General features: G+C 65.3%; 18 protein-coding genes. 6 read left to right on the top strand and 12 right to left on the bottom strand.

The window, feature by feature from the left end:
- Positions 1 to 180 precede the first annotated feature (180 nt).
- Positions 181 to 1416 carry an amidohydrolase/deacetylase family metallohydrolase gene (locus FJ950_RS20450; RefSeq protein ID WP_140618197.1) on the bottom strand — a complete coding sequence of 412 codons (1236 nt, stop codon included), beginning with the start codon at positions 1414 to 1416 and terminating at the stop codon, positions 181 to 183.
- A 32-nt stretch (positions 1417 to 1448) separates the two neighbouring features.
- Positions 1449 to 1814, bottom strand: coding sequence for a RidA family protein (locus tag FJ950_RS20445; RefSeq protein ID WP_140618195.1), 366 nt, complete (start codon positions 1812 to 1814; stop codon positions 1449 to 1451).
- A gap of 220 nt (positions 1815 to 2034) precedes the next feature.
- Between FJ950_RS20445 and FJ950_RS20440 the strand changes: the two genes are divergently transcribed.
- Entirely contained in the window at positions 2035 to 2520 is a 486-nt protein-coding gene (locus FJ950_RS20440) for a hypothetical protein (RefSeq protein ID WP_140618193.1), read from the top strand.
- A 72-nt stretch (positions 2521 to 2592) separates the two neighbouring features.
- On the opposite strand, the gene FJ950_RS20435 is transcribed toward FJ950_RS20440, so the two are convergent.
- Positions 2593 to 3228 (bottom strand): isoprenylcysteine carboxylmethyltransferase family protein, encoded by a 636-nt coding sequence (locus tag FJ950_RS20435; protein ID WP_140618191.1) that lies wholly within the window; start codon positions 3226 to 3228, stop codon positions 2593 to 2595.
- Positions 3229 to 3473: 245 nt separating this feature from the next.
- Between FJ950_RS20435 and FJ950_RS20430 the strand changes: the two genes are divergently transcribed.
- From FJ950_RS20430 to FJ950_RS20420, 3 genes are all read left to right on the top strand, one after another.
- Positions 3474 to 4265 carry a hypothetical protein gene (locus FJ950_RS20430; RefSeq protein ID WP_140618189.1) on the top strand — a complete coding sequence of 264 codons (792 nt, stop codon included), beginning with the start codon at positions 3474 to 3476 and terminating at the stop codon, positions 4263 to 4265.
- Positions 4266 to 4368: 103 nt separating this feature from the next.
- The gene (locus FJ950_RS20425) at positions 4369 to 5052 is read left to right on the top strand and encodes a winged helix-turn-helix domain-containing protein (protein WP_140618187.1); all 684 of its coding nucleotides are present in this window, start codon (positions 4369 to 4371) and stop codon (positions 5050 to 5052) included.
- Positions 5053 to 5099: 47 nt separating this feature from the next.
- A complete protein-coding gene (locus FJ950_RS20420) occupies positions 5100 to 6470 on the top strand; it encodes an ATP-binding protein (RefSeq protein ID WP_140618185.1) in 1371 nt (456 codons plus the stop codon).
- A gap of 66 nt (positions 6471 to 6536) precedes the next feature.
- Here the strand turns inward: FJ950_RS20420 and FJ950_RS20415 are convergent, their stop codons facing one another.
- The gene (locus tag FJ950_RS20415) at positions 6537 to 6965 is read right to left on the bottom strand and encodes an Lrp/AsnC family transcriptional regulator (RefSeq protein ID WP_140618184.1); all 429 of its coding nucleotides are present in this window, start codon (positions 6963 to 6965) and stop codon (positions 6537 to 6539) included.
- A 44-nt stretch (positions 6966 to 7009) separates the two neighbouring features.
- Here FJ950_RS20415 and FJ950_RS20410 point away from each other — a divergent pair, with 44 nt between their 5' ends.
- Complete coding sequence (locus FJ950_RS20410; protein ID WP_348641174.1) at positions 7010 to 8191, top strand: saccharopine dehydrogenase family protein; 1182 nt, start codon at positions 7010 to 7012, stop codon at positions 8189 to 8191.
- Between the two features lie 292 nt (positions 8192 to 8483).
- Here the strand turns inward: FJ950_RS20410 and lpdA are convergent, their stop codons facing one another.
- The 4 genes from lpdA to FJ950_RS20380 form a co-directional block, all read right to left on the bottom strand.
- A complete protein-coding gene (gene lpdA, locus FJ950_RS20400; protein ID WP_140618180.1) occupies positions 8484 to 9881 on the bottom strand; it encodes a dihydrolipoyl dehydrogenase in 1398 nt (465 codons plus the stop codon).
- A gap of 273 nt (positions 9882 to 10154) precedes the next feature.
- Positions 10155 to 11483: a dihydrolipoamide acetyltransferase family protein gene (locus tag FJ950_RS20390; RefSeq protein WP_140618179.1), complete on the bottom strand. Its 1329-nt coding sequence runs from the start codon at positions 11481 to 11483 to the stop codon at positions 10155 to 10157.
- 17 nt (positions 11484 to 11500) lie between these two features.
- Positions 11501 to 12514, bottom strand: a complete 1014-nt coding sequence (locus tag FJ950_RS20385; RefSeq protein ID WP_140618177.1) for an alpha-ketoacid dehydrogenase subunit beta — start codon at positions 12512 to 12514, stop codon at positions 11501 to 11503.
- A 3-nt stretch (positions 12515 to 12517) separates the two neighbouring features.
- The gene (locus FJ950_RS20380) at positions 12518 to 13750 is read right to left on the bottom strand and encodes a 3-methyl-2-oxobutanoate dehydrogenase (2-methylpropanoyl-transferring) subunit alpha (protein WP_140618175.1); all 1233 of its coding nucleotides are present in this window, start codon (positions 13748 to 13750) and stop codon (positions 12518 to 12520) included.
- Positions 13751 to 14552: 802 nt separating this feature from the next.
- Between FJ950_RS20380 and holA the strand changes: the two genes are divergently transcribed.
- A complete protein-coding gene (gene holA / locus FJ950_RS20375; protein ID WP_140618173.1) occupies positions 14553 to 15596 on the top strand; it encodes a DNA polymerase III subunit delta in 1044 nt (347 codons plus the stop codon).
- A 284-nt stretch (positions 15597 to 15880) separates the two neighbouring features.
- Here holA and FJ950_RS20365 read toward each other — a convergent pair whose 3' ends face one another.
- The 4 genes from FJ950_RS20365 to mnmG form a co-directional block, all read right to left on the bottom strand.
- Complete coding sequence (locus tag FJ950_RS20365) at positions 15881 to 16765, bottom strand: ParB/RepB/Spo0J family partition protein (RefSeq protein WP_140618171.1); 885 nt, start codon at positions 16763 to 16765, stop codon at positions 15881 to 15883.
- 67 nt (positions 16766 to 16832) lie between these two features.
- Positions 16833 to 17633 (bottom strand): ParA family protein, encoded by an 801-nt coding sequence (locus tag FJ950_RS20360; protein WP_031251964.1) that lies wholly within the window; start codon positions 17631 to 17633, stop codon positions 16833 to 16835.
- Positions 17634 to 17687: 54 nt separating this feature from the next.
- Positions 17688 to 18320, bottom strand: coding sequence for a 16S rRNA (guanine(527)-N(7))-methyltransferase RsmG (rsmG, locus tag FJ950_RS20355; protein WP_140618169.1), 633 nt, complete (start codon positions 18318 to 18320; stop codon positions 17688 to 17690).
- On the bottom strand, positions 18317 to 20200 hold the full coding sequence (mnmG, locus tag FJ950_RS20350) for a tRNA uridine-5-carboxymethylaminomethyl(34) synthesis enzyme MnmG (RefSeq protein WP_140618167.1): 1884 nt from the start codon (positions 20198 to 20200) through the stop codon (positions 18317 to 18319). Before mnmG ends, rsmG begins: the two co-directional genes overlap by 4 nt.
- Positions 20201 to 20319 lie beyond the last annotated feature (119 nt).

Here is a 20319-nt window from a genome sequence, read left to right as displayed (position 1 = left end):
GATCCCCACTCCGTCGAGCTTCGCTCGACACCTCTCCCCCGATCGACGGGGGAGAGGAAAGGCGCAAGTTCACCGGCCTTGGCTCCCTTCCTCTCCCTCCGGAGGGGGGAGAGGTGCTCGGCGAAGCCGAGACGGAGTGGGGGAAGCCGCTCGTCAATCGCGCAGCCGTCTCGATATCGGCTAATCGTGCCGGTGTCCGAAATGCCTGGCTGCCACCTCGACATGCGTATGGTTTGCATGGGCCACGAAGCGCTCGGTCTCGCCGACATCGTCGACCGCCTCGTTCGGCCACCAAATGCCGCCGACGACGATGCCTTCCGACACCAGCCGCTGGTCGGCGACCAGCGAGGCGCCGACCGCGTCGACGAAGGTGAAGCGGCCTAACCGCTGCCGCAGCACGGCCACGTCGCCGGCGGTGCCGATCGTCAGCGTGCCGAGGTCCGGCCGCGCGATCGCCCGCGCCGGCGCCTGCGTCGCGGCACGCAGAACCTCGACCAGCGGCATGCCGAGGGCCATCAGCTTCGACATGCAGACCAGTATGTCGAAGGCCGGCCCGTCGACGCAGTAGAGATGTACGTCGCTCGAGATGACGTCGGGCGCCAGCCCTTCGGCCAGCATGGCGCGGGCGACCTCGAAGTCGAACGAACCCATGCCATGGCCGAGATCGAAGATGACGCCGCGCTCGCGCGCCAGCCGCATGTCGGGCCGCACCGTGCCGGAGGCGAACACCGGCGCATTGGGGAAGGGCCGGAAGCAGTGGGTGAGGATGTCGCCCCGGCGCAGGCGCGGCAGCACTTCGGAGCGGCCGGGCGGCGGCTCGTCTATATGCGCCATCAGCGGCAGGCCGGCCTTGTCGGCGGCCTCCAGCGCCAGGTCGACCGGCGCGATGCCGCTTGTGCCGCCGGCATGCTTGCCGGACCGCACCTTGACGCCGACGACGACGTCGGCGTGCTCGCGCACCGCCGCCACCACCTCGCGCGGCTCGCAGAGACGGAGATCGCTGCATTCGCCGACCGACACCGTCTGCGAGAAGCCGAAAATGCCGGCAAAGGAAATGTTGACATAGGCCAGGATGCGCACCTTCGAACGCTCCATGACATGGCGGCGAAAGCCCAGGAAATTGCCCGCGCCCGCGCTGCCGGCGTCGATGAAGGTGGTGGTGCCGCTCTTGGCGGCGAGCCTGTCGGCGTCGACACCGAGCGAAGTGCCGCCCCAATAGACGTGGCTGTGCAGATCGACCAGGCCGGGCGCGACGATGCAACCGGTGGCGTCCACCACCTGGGCGGCGCTGGTCGCGGGGATGTCGGCGTCGATCGCGGCGACGCGGCCACTGGCGATGGCGACATCGCGCGGCGCATCGATGCCGGCCGCCGGGTCGATCAGCCGTCCGCCCTTCACGAGGAGGTCGAATTGCATTGTTGGAACCTCCGATTGCCCGAATTGCCGTCTCAGGCCGGTCTGTAGGCGACGGCCTCGACTTCGATCTTGATGTCGATCATCAGCCGCGATTCGACCGTGGTGCGGGCTGGCGGGTTCTTCGGAAAATGCCTGGCGTAGACAGCGTTGAAGGCGCCGAAGTCACGCGCGTCCTCGAGCCAGACGGTGGTCTTGACCACGTCGTCCATCGTGCAGCCGGCGAGCGCCAATGCGGCCTTCACATTGGCGAGCACCTGCTCGGTCTGCTCCGTGATGCCGCCCTTGACCACGATGCCGTCGCCGCCGACCGGAACCTGGCCCGAGACAAAGACGAAGTCGCCGGCCCGCACGGCGGGCGACAGCGGCACGTGGGATGTTCCGAAAGTCTGCTTGGGCAAGGGACGGCCTCCTCCGATGACATGGCCGGACACCGAGGTGGCGCCCGCTTTGGACGAGATTTACCGCGATCGCGGCAATCCCGATAGAGGCCCTTGTTGGAAAGCAACATTGTTCGAAATCCGTGTTGCTTTATTACAGATGCGCTTGCATCGTGCGCGTTGCCGGACGGGCTCGACGCCACGACGGACAGACGCCCTCGCTAAACCGGAGACCCCGACAATGACCTTCGACAAGAACCCGTTCCCTCCCGGCGACGCAGACCGTCACGCGCTGTGGGAGATGCTGGTGCGGCGCGACATCGACGCCTTCATCGGCCAGGACTGGGCCATGGTCGAGAACGATTTCATCGCCGAAAGCTTCTTCGGCATGCATGCGCATTTCCTGGCCAATGCCGATGCCTGGCGGCTGCAATTCCCGCGGCTGGAGATTTACCGCGACGAGTGGCTGCGCCAGGCCAAGGAAACGGCGGCGACCAAATTCGCCGAGCCGCTGCGCGAGGCGCTGTTTCGCGTTACCAATCTGCGCGACATCGATGTCGACGGCGACCGCGCCGTGCTGCACAAGAAGTTCGACGGCAGCGTCGCCAAGGCGGATGGCAGCGTCGACCGGCTGAAATGGCAGACACTGTATTTCTGCCGAAAGGTCGGCGCGAGCTGGAAGATTGCCGGCTTCGTCGGCTACATGCCTTATCCGCTGGGAAGCTAGTTTCGATTTCCATGAATGGCCATCGACAGTCGCGATGGCCGATCAGCCGCGCAAATTCCCGTGGCGAGCTGCTCAGTACAGCGTGATGAAGGCCGGGAACAGCACGCCTGTCTCCCTGAAATACTCGATCAGCTCGATGGCCGGGAAGATGGCGAGGAAATAGAGCCCGTCGAAAAAGGTGCGCCTCAGCGCCCGGGTCGAGAACCGCAGCTCGTCATTGTCGTGGTAGAGCAGCGGGTTTGGCCAGAACCGGGGCGTCGCCTTGATGTAGGCGCTGTAGGCCGGGCCGAACTTGCCCAGGAGATATTCGGCCTCCCTGCGCGCCGTGACACGGAAGATCAGGAAGCTGGCGACGCCAAGCGCGGCGGCGGCCACCACCGAGCCGTAGAGCAGGCCGATGCCGACCGCGCCGACCGTCGAGAAGAAGTAGAGCGGGTTCTGGCTCATCGAGAATGGTCCCGTCGAGACCAGTTCTTCATTCTTCTTGCCGCCGACATAGAGGATGCTCCACAGCCGGCCGGCGACGCAGGCGAGCACCAGGCAGAAGCCGAGGAATTCGAGCGTCTCGTGCCCGTTCGAGCCTTCGCTGAGCGCCGGTTTGGTCAGGAACAAGAGCAGCACCGCCAGCGCCGCCGCGACGCGGATGAATATCAGCCGCTTGCGCTGGTCGAAAGCCTGTGAAACCGGCTTGAGGGAAGCGTAGGTCATTTTCGCGTTTTCCTGGGCACTCTAGTGCAGGCCCGGCCACTGGGGCACGCCATTGATGGCGGATACAAGGCGCTCACTCTCTATCAGCGCATCGGGAGGCATTCGTAAAGGCCTTTTGGGCCAGCCACCGCCATCCTTACGAATTTGTATGGCGCCGGACAGGCTGGTGAGAAGTCGCTTGCCTATCATCCGAATGCCGGATCGCTTCCGCCGCCGGCGCAACCATCGGCATCGGGACATCAGCCATGCTCGCACCCCACACACCCCCCGCACCGAGCCAAAACAGGGTGCCGGACGCCACCCTCGATTTCTGGCTGGTCAAGCTGATGGCGGTGACCATTGGCGAGACGGCGGCGGACTATCTCGCCGTCAACCTCGGCCTCGGCTTGACCGTCACCTCGCTGATCATGACCGGCGTGCTGGTCGTCGCCCTCGCCCTGCAGTTCGCGCACAAACGCTACGTGCCGTGGGCCTACTGGCTGGTGGTGGTGCTGATCAGCGTCGTCGGCACGTTGATCACCGACAACCTCGTCGACAATTTCGGCGTGCGCCTGCAGACCACGACGATTGCCTTTTCCGTTGTGCTCGCGGCGACATTCGCGGTCTGGTACGCGAGCGAGCGCACGCTCTCGATCCACACCATCTTCACCACCAGGCGCGAGATCTTCTACTGGCTGGCGATCCTCTTCACCTTCTCGCTCGGCACCGCGGCCGGCGACCTCGTCGCCGAGACCTTCGACATGGGCTACCTAGCCACCGGCCTGCTGTTCGGCGGCGTCATCGCGCTCATCGCGCTCGCCTGGTATCTCATCCATCTGGATGCCATCCTGGCCTTCTGGCTCGCCTATATACTGACGCGTCCGCTGGGCGCCTCCTTCGGCGATTGGCTGTCGCAGCCAGCCGAATATGGCGGCCTCGGTTTTGGCACCACCTACACCAGCCTGATCTTCCTCGGCTGCATCATCGCGCTCGTTCTCTACATGACGCTCAGGAATAATGCCGATGAAATGGACGACATGCTGCTGGACTCGGAGTGAACCGCGGTCGGACGCCGCAAGGCCTGGCCAGTTGGCGACGATCCTAGGAACGGACCCGAGCCGGTGATAGCCTGTCGCCGATACCGGCAGCCAGGGAACAGCGATGCGGCTACTTCTCGTCGAGGACGACCACAGGACGGCGGACTATATCGTGCGCGGCCTGACCGAGGCCGGCCATGTCTGCGACCTCCTGCGCAATGGTCATGACGGGCTTTTCGCCGCGACCGGCGGCGGCTACGACGTGATCGTCGCCGACCGGATGATCCCGGGCCTCGACGGCCTGTCGATGGTCAAGGCCGTCCGCGCCGCCGGCGTGCGCACGCCGGCGATCTTCCTCACCTCCGTCGGCGGCATCGACGACCGCGTCGAGGGGCTCGAGGCCGGCGGCGACGACTATCTGGTCAAGCCCTTCGCTTTTTCGGAACTGCTTGCGCGCATCAATGCGCTCGGCCGGCGGCCAGCCGCGCAGGAGCAGAAGACCGTTCTGCGGGTCGCCGACCTCGAAATGGACCTGATCATGCGGCGCGTCGTCAGGCAGGGCCAGCCGATCGAGCTGCAGCCGAGGGAGTTCAGCCTGCTCGAGGTGCTGATGCGCGGCGAGGGCCGCGTCATCACCCGCACCATGCTGCTGGAGCGGGTCTGGGATTTCCACTTCGACCCCAAGACCAGCGTCGTCGAGACCCATATCAGCCGCTTGCGGACCAAGGTCGACAAGCCGTTCGGTACCCAGCTCATCCACACCATCCGCAACACCGGCTACAGCCTGCACGCGCCGCTCTCCCAGTGATCGCGACCTTCCGATGACCGCGAACTTCCCATGACGGCGACTTTCCGATGACCGTGACCCGGACCCGCCTGCTGCGCAGCACGCCATTCCGGCTTGCCCTGACGTTCGCCTTCCTGTTCATGCTGGCCTTCGTGCTGGCGGGCGCCATCGTCTACCAGATGATGAGCGCCGACCTTGCCGAGCAGCTCGACGACACCATCAGCGAGACCTATGCCGTCATCGCCGCGACCTATGCCGACAAGGATCTCAGGGAGTTGGTGGAGACCGTCGAAAACCACTCCGCGCGCAGCCCTGGGAAGGAGCAGCTCTTTTCGCTGACCGACGCCGCCGGCAACCGTATTGCGGGCAACTTCACCGCGGCGGGGCTTCCCGACGGTTTCTCGATGTTCGGCGCCGAAATGCCGGGCCTGCCGCCGGACACCGAATACCGGGCCTATTCCGGTCCGGTCGGCGCCAACACTTTGACCATCGCCTTCAGCCTCTCCGAGACCGAGGAGCTGGAAACGATCATGCTGATGAGCTTCGGCTGGGCGACGCTGATCATCACCGGCCTGGCCGTCGCCGGCGGCGCCCTGCTCGCCTCGCGCGTCCAGCGCCGTCTCGACGGCATTGCCGCCACGATGGTCGACGTTTCGCATGGCCGCCTCGACACCCGCATCCCGCTGACCGGCAAGGACGATGACATCGACATCGTCTCCAGCCAGATCAACGCCGCGCTCGACCGGCTGTCGGCGCTGGTCGAGGGCATGAAGCAGGTCAGCGCCGACATCGCGCATGATTTGAAGACGCCGCTCAACCGCCTGCAGATGATCCTGGAGAGCGCCGCCGACAAGGCCGCACGGCGCCAGGACGTCTCCGACGATCTGGCTGACGCGCGCGCCGAGGGCCATCAGATCAACGAGACCTTCGATGCGTTGCTGCGCATCGCCCAGATCGAGGCCGGCGCGCGCAAGGCGCGCTTCACCGATGTCGCTCTCGGCGAGATCCTCGAGACCATCGCCGAGATCTACGCCGGCGTGGCCGAGGACGACGGCAAGGTGCTGTCGGCTGCGGAACTGGACAAGACCACGGACCGCATTCATGGCGACCGTGAACTGCTGACGCAGATGTTCGCCAACCTGGTCGAGAATGCGCTACGCCATTGTCCGCCCGGCACATCCATCCAACTCTCGGTGACGCGCCGGGACGACCGCGTGCTTGCCGGCGTCGCCGACAATGGCCCCGGCATTCCCGCCGACGAGCGCGAAAAAGTGTTTCAGCGTCTCTACCGGCTGGACCACAGCCGCTCGACCCCCGGCAGCGGCCTCGGCCTCAGCCTTGTCAGGGCCATCGCCGAGCTGCACGGCGCGACCATTGCACTCGAGGACCGCCGGCCGGGGCTGGCCGTGGTGGTGAGTTTTCCCCTGGTGATGGATTAGCTTCGGAAGTTAGCGAAAGCCGGCGTCGCGGCCATCTCCCCCGCAAGGGGGGAGATGGCCGTAACGTCACCTGTCGATCCGTGTCGACAAAATAATCGACGACGATGTCCGCTCGACCCCCTCCATGGCGCCGATCTGGTCGAGCAGCGTGTCGAGGTCGCGGATCGATGGCGCGTCGACGATGACGATCATGTCGAAACTGCCGCTGACGGAGTGCAGCGTCCTGACCGGCGGCAGCGCCTGCAGGCTGCGCACCACCTTGTCGGCGAGCTTCGGCGTGACGGTGAGCAGCACATGCGCCCTGACCAGCCCCTGCTCATAGTCCGGCGCCAGCCGGACGCCATAGCCGGTGATGATGCCGCGCTGCTCCAGCCGCTCGATCCGGCTTTGCACCGTTGTGCGCGACACGCCGAGCCGCCGCGCCAGTTCGGCCGTCGAGGCGCGCGCGTTGGCGCGCAGCAGCGAGAGCAGGGCTTGTTCGGCATCACTGAGCATTTCGACGAAGCCCTTCGGCAGATCGGTAAAAGATAGGGTTCACTTTGCAGAATTCCACGCTTCCTTTCGACAGGCAAGCTGCGATGGTTTTTGGGAAACGCAGATCGCAGGGGAATTTGAACATGAACAAAATCATTATCGTCGGGGCCGGCAAAATCGGCTCGACCATCGCCGAAATGCTTGCCGCGACGGGCGACTATCAGGTCACTCTCCTCGACCGCTCGGCGGCGCAGCTCGCCGCGGCGGAAGTCCCTGTCGGTGTCGAGACGCTGGAACTCGACATCGCGGCGCCCGGTGCGCTGGAAGCCGCGCTCGCCGGCAAGTTCGCGGTGCTGAGCGCCGCCCCCTTCCACCTCACCACGCGCATCGCCGAGGCGGCGGCCAGCGCCGGCGTGCATTATCTCGATCTCACCGAGGACGTCGTCTCGACCAGGCGGGTCAAGGAGCTGGCCCGTACCGCCAAGAGCGCCTTCATCCCGCAATGCGGGCTGGCGCCCGGCTTCATCTCGATCGTCGCCAATGATCTCGCCAGCCGCTTCGACACGCTGGAAAGCGTGCGCATGCGCGTCGGCGCGCTGCCGCAATACCCGTCCAACGCGCTGAACTACAATCTGACCTGGAGCACCGACGGCGTCATCAACGAATATTGCGAGCCTTGCGAGGCGATCGTCGAGGGCGAGCTGGTCGAAGTGCCGCCGCTGGAGGAGCGCGAGGAGTTTTCGCTCGACGGCGTCACCTACGAGGCGTTCAACACCTCCGGTGGACTGGGTACCTTGGCCGAGACGCTGAAGGGCAAGGTACGCACGCTGAACTACCGCACCATCCGCTATCCCGGCCACGCCGCGATCATGAAGGCGCTGCTCAACGACCTTGGGCTGCGCCACCGCCGCGACGTGCTGAAGGACATTTTCGAAAGCGCCCTGCCGGCGACGCTGCAGGACGTGGTCATCGTCTTCGTCACCGTCTCGGGCCGCAGGAACGGCCGCCTGCTGCAGGAGACCTACGCCAATAAGATCTATTCCCGGCGCATCGGCCGGACGGTGCGCAGCGCCATCCAGATCACCACCGCGTCGGGCATCTGCGCCGTGCTCGACATGCTGGCTGACGGATCGCTGCCGGCGACCGGCTTCGTCAAGCAGGAGGAAATCGCGCTCGATGCCTTCCTCGCCAACCGCTTCGGCCGCGCCTATGCCCAGCATGAAATGGTAAGCCGGCTGGCGGGGTGAGCGCCGGCGCCTTTCCTCTCCCCCGTCGACCGGGGGAGAGGTGTCGAGCGAAGCTCGACGGAGTGGGGGTCGACCTGGCTCGGGCTTGTTATTTCAAGCCGGAGTGATGCCTCGTCCTGACTGATTGAGGCTTGTGATGAGTTTTCAGCGGCGGTGCGTCTGAGGACCGGCTTCCCCCACTCCGTCGCTGCTTCGCAGCGCCACCTCTCCCCCCTCCGGAGGGAGAGGAAAGGAGCCTGGGGCAATCGAGCAACTCCTCCCCCTTTACGCCTGACGCGGGAGAGGGGGAGCTCTAAATATGCAGCGCGTGGCCCAGCGCCTTGAGCGCGGCTTCCTGAAACCCTTCGCCTTGCGTCGGGTGCGCATGGATCGTCCCTGCGATGTCCTCCAACCTGGCGCCCATCTCCAGCGCCAGCCCAAACACCGCCGACAGTTCCGACACACCCTGACCGACGGCCTGGATGCCGAGCACTAGGTGATTGTCGGCGCGCGCCACGACGCGGACGAACCCGTCTTCGCCGAGCTTGGTCATGGCGCGGCCATTGGCGGCGAAGGGGAACAGGCCGATCTTGATCTCGCCGCCTTGCGCCTTGGCCTCTTCGGGCGACAGACCCGCCGTCACCAGCTCGGGATCGGTGAAGCAGACGGCCGGGATCGAGCGCTTGTCCCAGCCGCGCTTGTGGCCGGCGACGATCTCCGCGACCATTTCGCCTTGCGCCATCGCCCGGTGCGCCAGCATCGGCTCCCCGGTGACGTCACCGATGGCGAAGACGCCGCGCATCGAGGTCCGGCACTGGTCGTCGATCCGTATGAACTTTCCGGCCCTGTCGAGATCGATCTGGTCGAGTCCCCAGCCTTCCGTCACCGGCTTGCGGCCGACCGTCACCAGCACCTTGTCCGCCGCGACCTTGGTGCTCTTGCCATCCGATGTCTCGACCAGCAGGGCATCGCCGTCTGTCGATAGCCCTTTGGCCCTGGCGCCCAGCATCACCTCGACGCCGAGCGCGGAGAGCCGCTTGACGACAGGCCGGGTCAGCTCGGCGTCATACTGCGCCAGCACGCGCGGCAAGGCTTCGACCACGGTGACCCCCGCACCCATCTTGGCGAAGGCCATGCCGAGTTCGAGCCCGATATAGCCGCCACCGACGACAGCGAGTTTCCTGGGAACCTCACTCAGGGCCAGCGCGTCGGTGGACGAGATCACAGGCCCGCCGAAGGGAAGAAAAGACAACTCGACCGGCGCCGAGCCGGTGGCGATCACGATCGTCTCGGCCCGGATCACCTGGCTTCCGGTCTCGGTCTCGACCTCGACGGTCTTGCCATCGCGAAACCTCGCCCAGCCATGCACGGTCTTCACCCCGGCTTTCTTCAGCAGGCCGGCGACACCGCTGTTGAGCCGGCTGACGATCCCGTCCTTCCAGGCGATGGTCCTGGCCAGATCGAGCACCGGTGCGGTGACCGAAATGCCGAGCGGGCTGTTGCCGCCGGCCATGTGCGAGACCTTCTCGAACTCCTCGGCCGCATGGATCAGCGCCTTGGACGGGATGCAGCCGACATTGAGGCAGGTGCCGCCGGGCTTCGCAACCTCGACAATCACGGTGTCGACGCCGAGCTGCCCGGCGCGGATGGCGCAGACATAACCCCCCGGGCCCGCGCCGATGACCAGCAGCTTGCAGGAGATTTCCTTCATGTTGGCAGCTTCCTTGTCGTGAGAGCCGTCAACGTCCTCCCATCCAACCCAGCGCTGCCCCTCATCCGCCTGCCGGCACCTTCTCCCCGTATAGTGACGGGGAGAAGGGATTGGCCGCGATGTTGGCGCCCTCGTCTGCAACGCTGCCGATTGGCGAAACCATGGATAACGGCGTCTTTCTCCCCGTCACTATACGGGGAGAAATGCCCGGCAGGGCAATGAGGGGCGGCGCGGCGCCCGCCAATGGAAACTCGAGAACGCATCACATCTCCCTCAATCCACGAAAATCAGCGCCGGCGTCTCTAGCAGCGCCTTGATCCGCTGGATGAACACCGCCGCGTCCCAGCCATCGATGACGCGGTGGTCGAAGCTCGACGACAGGTTCATCATCTTGCGCGGGATGAACTGGGTGCCGTCCCAAACCGGCCGCACCATCATCTTGTTGACGCCGATGATCGCCACTTCGGGGTGGTTGATCACAGGCGTCGTCGCCACGCCACCCATGGCGCCGAGCGAGGTGATGGTGATGGTCGAGCCGGACAGCTCGTCCCGTGTCGCCGTGCCTGACTTCGCGGCCTCGGCCAGCCTGGCCACCTCGGTGGCACAGTCCCAGACGTCGCGCGCCTCGGCATGCTTGACGACAGGCACCACCAGGCCCGACGGTGTCTGCGCGGCAATGCCGATATGGATGCCGCCATGCTGGTGGATGATACCAGTCTCGTCGTCGAACAGGGAATTGAGCTGGGGCTGGTCCGCGATCGCCTTGACCATCGCCCGCATCAGGAACGGCAGCAAGGTCAGCTTCGGCCTCTCCGCGCCGCCCTTGGCAACACGCTTTTCCTTGTTGAGCGCGGCGCGCAATTCCTCGAGCGCCGTGACGTCGATCTCCTCGACATAGGTGATGTGCGGGATGCGCGACTTCGACAGCGTCATCTTCTCGGCGATCTTGCGCCGCAGGCCGACCAATTTGATGTCCTCGACGGTGTCGTCGCGGGCGAGGCCCGGCCCCCTGGCCGCTTGCGGCCCGCGCGCCAGGAACGCCTCCAAGTCCTCGTGGCCGATGCGGCCGACCGGACCGGTCCCCGCCACCTGCCTGAGATCGATGCCCGCCTCTTTCGCCCGCAAGCGGACAGCGGGGGAGGCCAACGGCTTTTCGCCTTCCGGACGCGGCGCGCCCGAAGCCGAGGAGCGCGTCACGGTTTTCGGCGCCGACGACGACGATGCGGGTTTCGCCGGTGTCTCGGCGGGTTTTGCCGGCTTGGGCGGCGAAGCGGCTTCGGGCTTCGGGCTCGGCAGCCTGACGGGCGGCTCGGCCCCGGTCGCCGGTTCAGCCTCCTTGCCGGGTTTCACATTGCCCTCGCCCGCCACTTTCAGCCGCACGATCGGTGAACCGATCGCCACCGTGTCGCCGATCTCGGCGCCCAGCCACAGGATTTCGCCATCGACGGGCGACGGGATTTCGACCGTCGCCTTGTCGGTCATCACGGCGGCGAGCACCGTGTCCTCGCGCACGATGTCGCCGATCTTGACATGCCATTCGACGAGCTCGGCCTCGGCGACACCCTCGCCGACATCGGGCAGCTTGATGATGTGTTCGCCCATCTCAGGCCTCCCCCACTCTAGGCTTCCAATGTTTCAAGCAAAGCGCGGCCGACACGCGCGGGACCGGGAAAATACTCCCACTCCTGCGCATGCGGATAGGGCGTGTCCCAGCCGGCGACGCGGACGACCGGCGCCTCCAAGTGATAGAAGCAGTTTTCCTGCACCAGCGCCGACAGTTCGGCGCCGAAGCCCGAGGTCAGCGTCGCCTCGTGCACGACGACGCAGCGCCCGGTCTTCTTCACCGAGGCCACGATCGTGTCGAGGTCGAGCGGCAGCAGCGTCCTCAGATCGATGATCTCGGCGTCGATGCCGGTCTCCTCGGCCGCCGCTTGGGCGACATAGACCATGGTGCCGTAGGCCAGCACCGTGACCGCCGCGCCGGCCCTGCGGATGGCGGCCTTGCCGAGCGGCACGGTGTAATGGCCGTCGGCGACCTCGCCGAGCTCATGCTTCGACCATGGCGTCACCGGCCGGTCGTGGTGCCCGTCGAACGGGCCGTTGTAGAGCCGCTTCGGCTCAAGGAAGATCACCGGATCGGGGTCCTCGATCGCCGCGATCAAAAGCCCCTTGGCGTCGTGCGGGTTGGACGGCACCACCGTCTTCAGGCCCGACACATGGGTGAACAGCGCTTCCGGGCTCTGGCTGTGCGTCTGGCCGCCGAAAATGCCGCCGCCGGTCGGCATGCGGACAACGATCGGGCAGGTGAAATCGCCATTCGAGCGGTAGCGCAGCCTTGCGGCTTCCTGCGTCAGCTGGTCGTAGGCCGGATACATGTAGTCGGCAAACTGAATTTCCACGCAGGGCTTCAAACCATAGGCGGCCATGCCGATGGCCGAGCCGACAATGCCGGATTCGTTGATCGGCGCGTCGAAGCAGCGGCTCTTGCCATATTTGGCCTGCAGCCCGTGGGTGACGCGAAAAACGCCGCCGAAGAAGCCGACGTCCTCGCCGAACACGACGACTTTGTCGTCGCGCTCCATCGACACGTCCATGGCGTCGCGGATGGCCTCGATCATGGTCCGTCTTGGCATGGCTCAGACTCCCGCCTGCTGGCGCTGGCGCCTGAGATGCGGCGGCATCTCGGCAAACACACCTTCGAACATCTCGCGCGTCGACGGCTTGCCGCCGGCATGCAGCGTGCCGTGGCTTTCCGCTTCCTTCTGCGCCGCGATCACCGTGTCGAGGATTTCGGCCTCGGCCTGCGCATGCCGTTCGTCCGACCAGACACCGAGCTTGATGAGATGGTTCTTCAGCCGCACGACCGGGTCGCCGAGCGGCCAGGCGTCGGACTCGGTCTTCGGCCGGTAGGCGGAGGGATCGTCCGAGCTCGAATGGGCGCCGGCGCGGTAGGTGACATATTCGACCAGCGTCGGCCCGAGGTTGTCCCGCGCCCTTGTCGCCGCCCATTTGGCCACCGCGTGCACGGCCAGATAGTCATTGCCGTCGACGCGCAGCGACGGGATGCCGAAGCCGAGCCCCCGGGCCGCGAATGTGCCCGAGCCGCCGCGCGCGATGCCCTGAAAAGTCGAGATTGCCCACTGGTTGTTGACGACATTGAGCACGACCGGCGCCTTGTAGGTGGAGGCGAACACCAGCGCCGAATGGAAATCGGATTCCGCCGTCGAGCCGTCGCCGATCCAGGCCGCGGCGATCCTGGAATCGTTGGAGATCGCCGACGCCATCGCCCAGCCGACCGCCTGGATGTACTGCGTGGCCAGATTGCCCGAGATCGAGAAAAAGCCGTGCTCCTTCGACGAATACATGATCGGCAGCTGACGGCCCTTCAGCGGATCGGCCTCGTTGGAATAGATCTGGTTCATCATCGTGACCATCGGATAGCCGTCGGCGATGAGCAGGCCGGCCTGGCGATAGGTCGGGAAATTCATGTCGCCGGGGCTGAGCGCCTTGCGGAAGGCGCAGCTCACCGCTTCCTCGCCGAGATGCTGCATGTAGAAGGAGGTCTTGCCCTGGCGCTGCGCCATCTGCATGCGCGCATCGAAGGTGCGCAGCGTCATCATGTTGCGCAGGCCTTCCAGCAATTCCTCGCTGGACAGCAGCCCGGCCCACGGACCGACGGCCTCGCCATTGCGGTTCAGCACCCGGATGATCGAAAAGGCCATGTCGCGGATGGTGCGCGGATCGACGTCGATGTCGGGGCGTGGCACGGAGCCGGCCTCGGCGATGGTCACATTGGAGAAATCAGGCGTCCCGCCCGGCCGCACTTCCGGCTCCGGAACGTGAAACCGCAACATCCCAGCATCGGCCATGACCTCGAGTCCTCCAATGTTGCCTGGCAGGGATATTTGCATATCCGCGCCGCCAGTGCGAATGCGTCGGGGGTATCGGTTCCGGCCGCGCCGGCCGATCCGGCCTCCCGCGTTCAAGATGAAGATATGTCCGCGAAATTTCTTGTCGATGTTGGGCGGCCGCGCGCAATTTGGCGCATGGTTGTGCCGTGTTTGTCGCCAGATAAGGTGATTGGCTGGCAAGACTTGGTTCCATGCCTCCCTTTTGTGCCTCCGCGAGCAGGGGAAAATTGGGGTTTCGCCAACCTTGCGCCCTTCCTGTCCTCCGTCGATCGGGGAGAGGTGGCGAGCGAAGCTCGACGGAGTGGGGGGCGACCTGGCTCGGGCGTTATCTCGAGCCGGGACGACGCCTCGCGCTGATGAGGCTCTGTGATGAGTGCCAGTGCCGGCGGATTTGAGGACCGGCTTCCCCCACTCCGTCCCGGCTTCGCCGGGCCACCTCTCCCCCCTCCGGAGGGAGAGGAAGGGCGCCAGGGTTGGCGAACTCGCACCCTCCTCTCCCCCGTCGATCGGGGGAGAGGTGTCGAGCGAAGCTCGACGGAGTGGGGGTCGACCTTTCGGCCCGATTGCCATTTGCCTGAGTTTTCTTGCCCGCCAAAGTGGCCCGTCTTGCCGCGGCTGCGCGTTGGCGAATGCCTTCCCCCACTCCGTCACCGCTACGCGGCGCCACCTCTCCCCCTCCGGAGGGAGAGGAATGGGCCAAGGTTGGCGATCCGAACCGGAAGACGTTCACTCCATCCCCGCATCATGCTAACCACCCTCCATGGCACAGAAGAAGGCATACGAGGTCGACGGTTGGCTGGCGCGGCCTGATCCGCGCATCTCGATCGTCCTGCTTTATGGCCCCGATCGCGGCCTTGTCTCCGAGCGGGCGAAGGCCTTTGCCGGAAAGACCGGCCTGCCGCTCGACGACCCGTTCTCGGTGGTCAGGCTCGAGGGTTCGGAGGTCGATCGCGACGAGGGCCGCCTGCTCGACGAGGCCCGCACCGTGCCGATGTTTTCCGACCGGCGGCTGCTCTGGGTGCGCAATGCCAGCGGCCAGAAGGCACTGGCCGACGACGTCAAGGCGCTGACGGCGGAGCCGGTGCGGGACGCCATCATTCTCATTGAAGCCGGCGATTTGAAGAAAGGCGTCGGGCTGCGCGCCGTGGTCGAGGGCGCGGACAATGCCATGGCGCTGCCTTGCTACGCCGATGAGGCCCGTGACATCGACACCGTCATCGACGACGAACTGCGCAAGGCCGGCATGGCGATGACGCTGGAGGCGCGGCAGGCGCTGCGCCGCAATCTCGGTGGCGACCGGCTGGCCTCGCGCGGTGAGATCGAAAAACTCGTCCTCTACGCCCACGGCCAGAAGGAGATCGGGCTGGAAGAGGTGAGAGCCATGTCCGGCGACGTGTCTGGCGCCTCTTACGACGATGCCGTCGACGCGCTGCTCGAAGGCAAGGTCGGCGACTTCGACACCGCTTTCACGCGCCACTGCCAGGGCGGCGGGCAGCCCTTCCAGGTGCTGTCCTCGGCGATGCGGCAGCTCCAGCAGATCCAGGTCATGCGCGGCCAGATGGAGACCGGCGGCCGCAACGCCGCTTCCGTCGTTGCCGCCGCGCGCCCGCCGGTCTTTTTCTCCAGGCGCAAGCTGGTGGAGAAGACCCTGGAGCGCTGGAACAGCGAAGCGCTCGGCCGCGCGCTGACCCGGTTGCATCAGGCCGTGCTGCAGACGCGGCGGCGCCCCGACCTGTCCGTCGCGCTCGCAAGGCAGGCGCTGCTCGGCATCGCGGTTGAAAGCGCGAGGCTGGGACAGCGGTAGAGAACTGGCCAATCTCCCCCCTTGTGGGATCCGGACCCTCCGTGCCAGCTGATTTCCGCCGGCGCTGCCCCTCACCTGCCTGCCGGCATCCTCTCCCGTGAACGGGGCGAGGGAACGCTCCTGTCGCTGCTTTCGTCAATCGCAAGCGTCGCAGAAAGGCGCCGGCGTCGCACACCCAGCCTCTTCTCCCCGTCTCTATACGGGGAGAAGGTCCCGGCAGGGGGATGAGGGGCGGCGCCGACCGCCGGGAGTAACGCTGTACCGCATAATTTGCCGGCTAAGCGTTAATCCTGCTTCAGCCGCCTGCACAGCTCGTCGAGCTGTTCCAGGCTGCGATAGGCGACCCGCAGCACCCCGCCCTTGCCCTTGTGGTCGACGGTGACGATCATGCCGGTCGTGTCGGTGAGCAGCTTTTCCAGCGCCAGCGTGTCGGCGTCCTTTTCGGCGGCAGGCGCGGCTGGCTTGGTGCCGTTGGAACTGGCGCCGGCCGGCATCTGCGCCAGCGCTTCGGCCTGGCGCACGGAAAGTCCCTCCTCGACGATGCGCTTGGCGAGGCCCGCCGGATCCTCCGCCGTCACCAGCGTGCGGGCGTGGCCCGCCGACAGCGCGCCGTCGACCAGCATGTCGCGGATCACGTCGGGAAGCTTCAACAATCTCAACGTGTTGGCGACATGGCTGCGGCTCTTGCCTATGACCTGGCCAAGATCGGCCTGGGTGTAGCCATGGTCGTCGATGAGCTGCTGGTAACCCTGTGCTTCTTCGACCGGATTGAGGTCGGCGCGCTGGACGTTCTCGATGATCGCCAGTTCCAGCGCGGTGCGATCGTTGACGTCGCGGATGATGACCGGGATCTCGGTCAGCCCGGCGCGCTGCGCCGCCCGCCAGCGCCTCTCGCCGGCAATGATCTCGTAGCGGCCGGCCTGCGTCGGCGAAGGCCGCGCCACGACCGGCTGCACCACGCCGTGTTCGCGGATCGACTGGGCAAGGTCGGTCAGTTCGGCATCGCCGAAATGCCGGCGCGGATTTTTCGGATTGGCGCTGATGAACTCGATCGGCACCTTGCCGTCGGCGCTCATGCCGGGCTTTTCCGGGGCCGCCGGGCGATCGATCTCGCCGATCAGTGCTGCCAGCCCGCGACCCAGTCTTTTCCTCGAGAGATCTTCGCTCATCTTTATTCCACGTCTATTTCAGATCGTTTCGGTATAGAATCGGCTGTTAAGTGTGCATCGGTTCTAATCAAGCAGCGCGCAATTTACGCTCGCGGCGGATCACTTCGGAGGCCAATTGCAGATAGGCCTGGCTGCCGGAGCATTTCAGATCATAGAGAATGGCCGGCTTGCCATAGGACGGGGCTTCGGACACCCGGACATTGCGCGGAATGATCGTCTCATAAACCTTGTCGCCCATATGCTCGCGCACGTCCTGCACCACCTGGTTGGCGAGATTGTTGCGACCGTCATACATGGTCAGCACGATGCCCTGGATGGTGAGGTCCGGATTGATCGAGCGACGCACCTGCTCGACGGTTTCGAGCAGCTGGCTGAGACCCTCCAGCGCGAAGAACTCGCATTGCAGCGGCACGAGAACGGAATCGGCCGCCGCCATTGAATTCAAGGTCAAAAGATTGAGTGAGGGCGGGCAATCGATCAGCACATAGCCGAAGGGCGCCCCACGCTCGGTCGCGGCGCGCAGCGCATTACGCAGCTTCAGCACCCGGTCCGGTGCCGAGGCGATCTCCATCTCGATGCCGAGCAGGTCCAGCGTCGAAGGCACGATGGAAAGGCCGGGCACCGCGGTCGGAATGGCGGCGGCTTCCAGATCCAGTTCGCCCGTCAGCACGTCATAGGACGAGACCGTCCGGTCCTTGCGGTCGATGCCGAGACCGGTGCTGGCATTGCCTTGCGGGTCGAGGTCGACGATCAGCACTTTCTCGCCGATTGCCGCCAGCGCTGTGGCCAAATTGATGGCGGTGGTGGTCTTGCCGACGCCGCCCTTCTGGTTGGCTACGGTGATGATTCGAGGGCCGTTCTTCATCATGGGTCTATGCCAGAAATTCATCTTTGGGTCGCCGAACACTCAGACCCGTCTCGGTCAGGCAGGTCGCACATTGGACAATTCGAGGATGACGCCGCTGGCGTCGGTCACGCTTGGATGTTCTACCAGATCGAAGGTCCACCGGTTAACGCTTTCTTGCACTTCGGCACGATAATCCCGGCCTTTGTGGAACAGCGCCCGCGCGCCCGAGGCCAGCCATGGGGCCGACAGGTCCAGCAGCACCGAAAGCGGTGCCAGCGCCCGTGCGGTGACGATTTCCGGCTTCGAAACAAGCACATGGCTGTCCTCGATGCGGCGCGCCACGACCCGCGCCGGCAGGCTGAACTGCCCGACGACGGTCTGCAGGAACGAAGCTTTCTTGCGGTTGCTTTCGACCAGATCGATGCTGGCGCCCGGGCGGTCGCCGAGCAGAAAGGCCATGACAAGCCCGGGAAATCCGCCACCAGAACCGATGTCGACCCAATGCATGGCATCGGGCTCTATCCCAGCAAGTTGCGCGCTGTCCAGGATGTGGCGCTGCCAGACATCGCCCGAGGTCGACTGCGCCACGAGATTGATGCTGCGGTTCCATTTCTGGAACATCGCTTCGAACGCCACCAGGCGATCGAATGTTTCACGTGAAACGGGGCCGGCGGCCTCCTGCAGGCGCTCGCGAGAGAAGGAACTCACGCCACATCCCTCTGCTCGGCTTTCTGCACCGATTCCCAATGGCGGACATGCGCGACGATGATCGCCAACGCCGCCGGCGTCATGCCTTCCATGCGCTGCGCCTCCGCGATGGAGCGCGGCCGCCGCGCCTGCATCTTCTGCTTCAGCTCATTGGACAGGCCGGGCACGCCGGCAAAATCTACGGTGTCCGGAATCAGCCGGCTCTCTTCACGCCGGATCTGCGCGACGTCGGTGCTCTGGCGATCCAGATAAACCGAATATTTCGCTTCCGTTTCGAGACGCTCCGCAGTCCTGGCATCGATATCGTGAAATTTCGGTTCAACCCCAGCCAGCCAAGCCACATCGACCCCGGGATAGGCCAGCAATTCAAAGCCGGACCGGCGTACGCCGTCGCGATTGATCTCCAAACCGTGCCGTGCCGCCTCGTTCGGCGTCATGGCCAGCGAAAGCGCCATCTGGCGCGCTTCATCCAGCCGCTGCATGACATCGCCATAACGCTGCATCCGCTCCGCCGAGGCGATCCCCAGTGTCTGCGCCAGCGGCGTCAGCCGCTCATCGGCATTGTCGGCGCGCAGCGAGAGCCGGAACTCGGCCCGTGAGGTGAACATCCGATAAGGTTCGCTGATGCCGCGACTGGTCAAATCGTCGACCATCACACCGATATAGGCCTGGGTGCGGCTGAGCACGATCGGTGCTCCGCCCGCCGCCCGCCGCGCCGCATTGAGGCCGGCGAGCAGGCCCTGGCCGGCGGCCTCTTCATAACCGGTCGTGCCGTTGATCTGCCCGGCCAGAAAAAGCCCGGCAACGCGCCTGGTTTCAAGTGTGGGATGCAGTTCGCGCGGATCGACATGATCATATTCGATGGCATAGCCAGGCTGCAGCATGGCCGCATGCTCCAAACCGGGAATAGTCTTCAATATCTCGAGCTGAACGTCTTCCGGCAGCGAGGTCGAAATGCCGTTGGGATAGACGGTGTGGTCGTCGAGCCCCTCCGGCTCGAGGAAGATCTGGTGCCCGTCCCGGTCGCCGAACTTGACGATCTTGTCCTCGATCGACGGACAATAGCGCGGCCCAACCCCTTCGATTGAGCCGGAATACATGGCCGAGCGGCCAAGATTGGCGCGGATCAGCTCATGTGTGGCTGTGGTCGTGCGGGTGATGCCGCAATCGATCTGCGGCGTCACGATGCGGTCGGTCATCAGCGAGAACGGTACGGGATTCTCATCCGCCGTCTGGCTTTCCAGCGACGCCCAATCGATGGTTCGTCCGTCCAGTCGCGGCGGCGTGCCGGTCTTGAGCCGCCCGAGCTTGAAGCCGGCGCGGTCCATCGTCGCCGACAGGCCCATGCTGGCCTTCTCGTTCATGCGGCCCGCGACGATCTTCTTTTCACCAATGTGAATGAGCCCGCGCAGGAAGGTTCCCGTCGTCAGCACCACGGCGGCGCAGGCAAGCCGGCGGCCGTCAGCCAGGAGAACCGCCGCAATCTTTCCATCGGAGATCTCAAAATCGAGAACTTCGCCCTCGACGATCTCAAGACCGTTCTGCTGCCGAATCGCTTCCTGCATGGCAAGGCGATAGAGTTTTCTGTCGGCCTGCGTCCGCGGGCCGCGCACCGCCGGACCCTTGCGGCGGTTGAGCAGGCGGAACTGAATGCCGGCTGTGTCAGCCACACGGCCCATCAGCCCGTCCATGGCGTCGATCTCGCGCACCAGGTGCCCCTTGCCGAGCCCGCCGATGGCAGGGTTGCACGACATTACGCCGATCGTGTCGAAACGCAGCGTCACCAATGCAGTGCTGGCGCCGGCGCGCGCGGCGGCGCTGGCCGCTTCACAACCCGCATGGCCGCCGCCCACCACAACCACATCATAGTGATCGGTCATTCCATAGAGGTCCCGGACTCGAAGAAGATGAGTGACACATGTCCCCGCGAGGCGGGACTGTCAAGAAAACTTCCGCGCAGGCGTTTCACGTGAAACAGCGAAACCCCGCTTCTATCGGC

This window comes from Mesorhizobium sp. B2-3-14 (assembly GCF_006442175.1).
In the GTDB taxonomy this organism is placed as follows: Bacteria; Pseudomonadota; Alphaproteobacteria; order Rhizobiales; family Rhizobiaceae; genus Mesorhizobium; species Mesorhizobium australicum.
This window is presented reverse-complemented; position numbering and strand designations above follow the sequence as displayed.

Bases quoted from the DNA above. Each gene is read 5' to 3' on its own strand.
- FJ950_RS20450 (WP_140618197.1), bottom strand. From the start codon at position 1,416: ATGCAATTCGACCTCCTCGTGAAGGGCGGACGGCTGATCGACCCGGCG.
- holA (WP_140618173.1), top strand. From the start codon at position 14,553: ATGGCACAGAAGAAGGCATACGAGGTCGACGGTTGGCTGGCGCGGCCT.
- FJ950_RS20430 (WP_140618189.1), top strand. From the start codon at position 3,474: ATGCTCGCACCCCACACACCCCCCGCACCGAGCCAAAACAGGGTGCCG.
- lpdA (WP_140618180.1), bottom strand. From the start codon at position 9,881: ATGAAGGAAATCTCCTGCAAGCTGCTGGTCATCGGCGCGGGCCCGGGG.
- FJ950_RS20420 (WP_140618185.1), top strand. From the start codon at position 5,100: ATGACCGTGACCCGGACCCGCCTGCTGCGCAGCACGCCATTCCGGCTT.
- FJ950_RS20360 (WP_031251964.1), bottom strand. From the start codon at position 17,633: ATGATGAAGAACGGCCCTCGAATCATCACCGTAGCCAACCAGAAGGGC.
- FJ950_RS20390 (WP_140618179.1), bottom strand. From the start codon at position 11,483: ATGGGCGAACACATCATCAAGCTGCCCGATGTCGGCGAGGGTGTCGCC.
- FJ950_RS20435 (WP_140618191.1), bottom strand. From the start codon at position 3,228: ATGACCTACGCTTCCCTCAAGCCGGTTTCACAGGCTTTCGACCAGCGC.
- FJ950_RS20440 (WP_140618193.1), top strand. From the start codon at position 2,035: ATGACCTTCGACAAGAACCCGTTCCCTCCCGGCGACGCAGACCGTCAC.
- FJ950_RS20415 (WP_140618184.1), bottom strand. From the start codon at position 6,965: ATGCTCAGTGATGCCGAACAAGCCCTGCTCTCGCTGCTGCGCGCCAAC.
- FJ950_RS20380 (WP_140618175.1), bottom strand. From the start codon at position 13,750: ATGGCCGATGCTGGGATGTTGCGGTTTCACGTTCCGGAGCCGGAAGTG.
- mnmG (WP_140618167.1), bottom strand. From the start codon at position 20,200: ATGACCGATCACTATGATGTGGTTGTGGTGGGCGGCGGCCATGCGGGT.
- FJ950_RS20425 (WP_140618187.1), top strand. From the start codon at position 4,369: ATGCGGCTACTTCTCGTCGAGGACGACCACAGGACGGCGGACTATATC.
- FJ950_RS20365 (WP_140618171.1), bottom strand. From the start codon at position 16,765: ATGAGCGAAGATCTCTCGAGGAAAAGACTGGGTCGCGGGCTGGCAGCA.
- FJ950_RS20385 (WP_140618177.1), bottom strand. From the start codon at position 12,514: ATGCCAAGACGGACCATGATCGAGGCCATCCGCGACGCCATGGACGTG.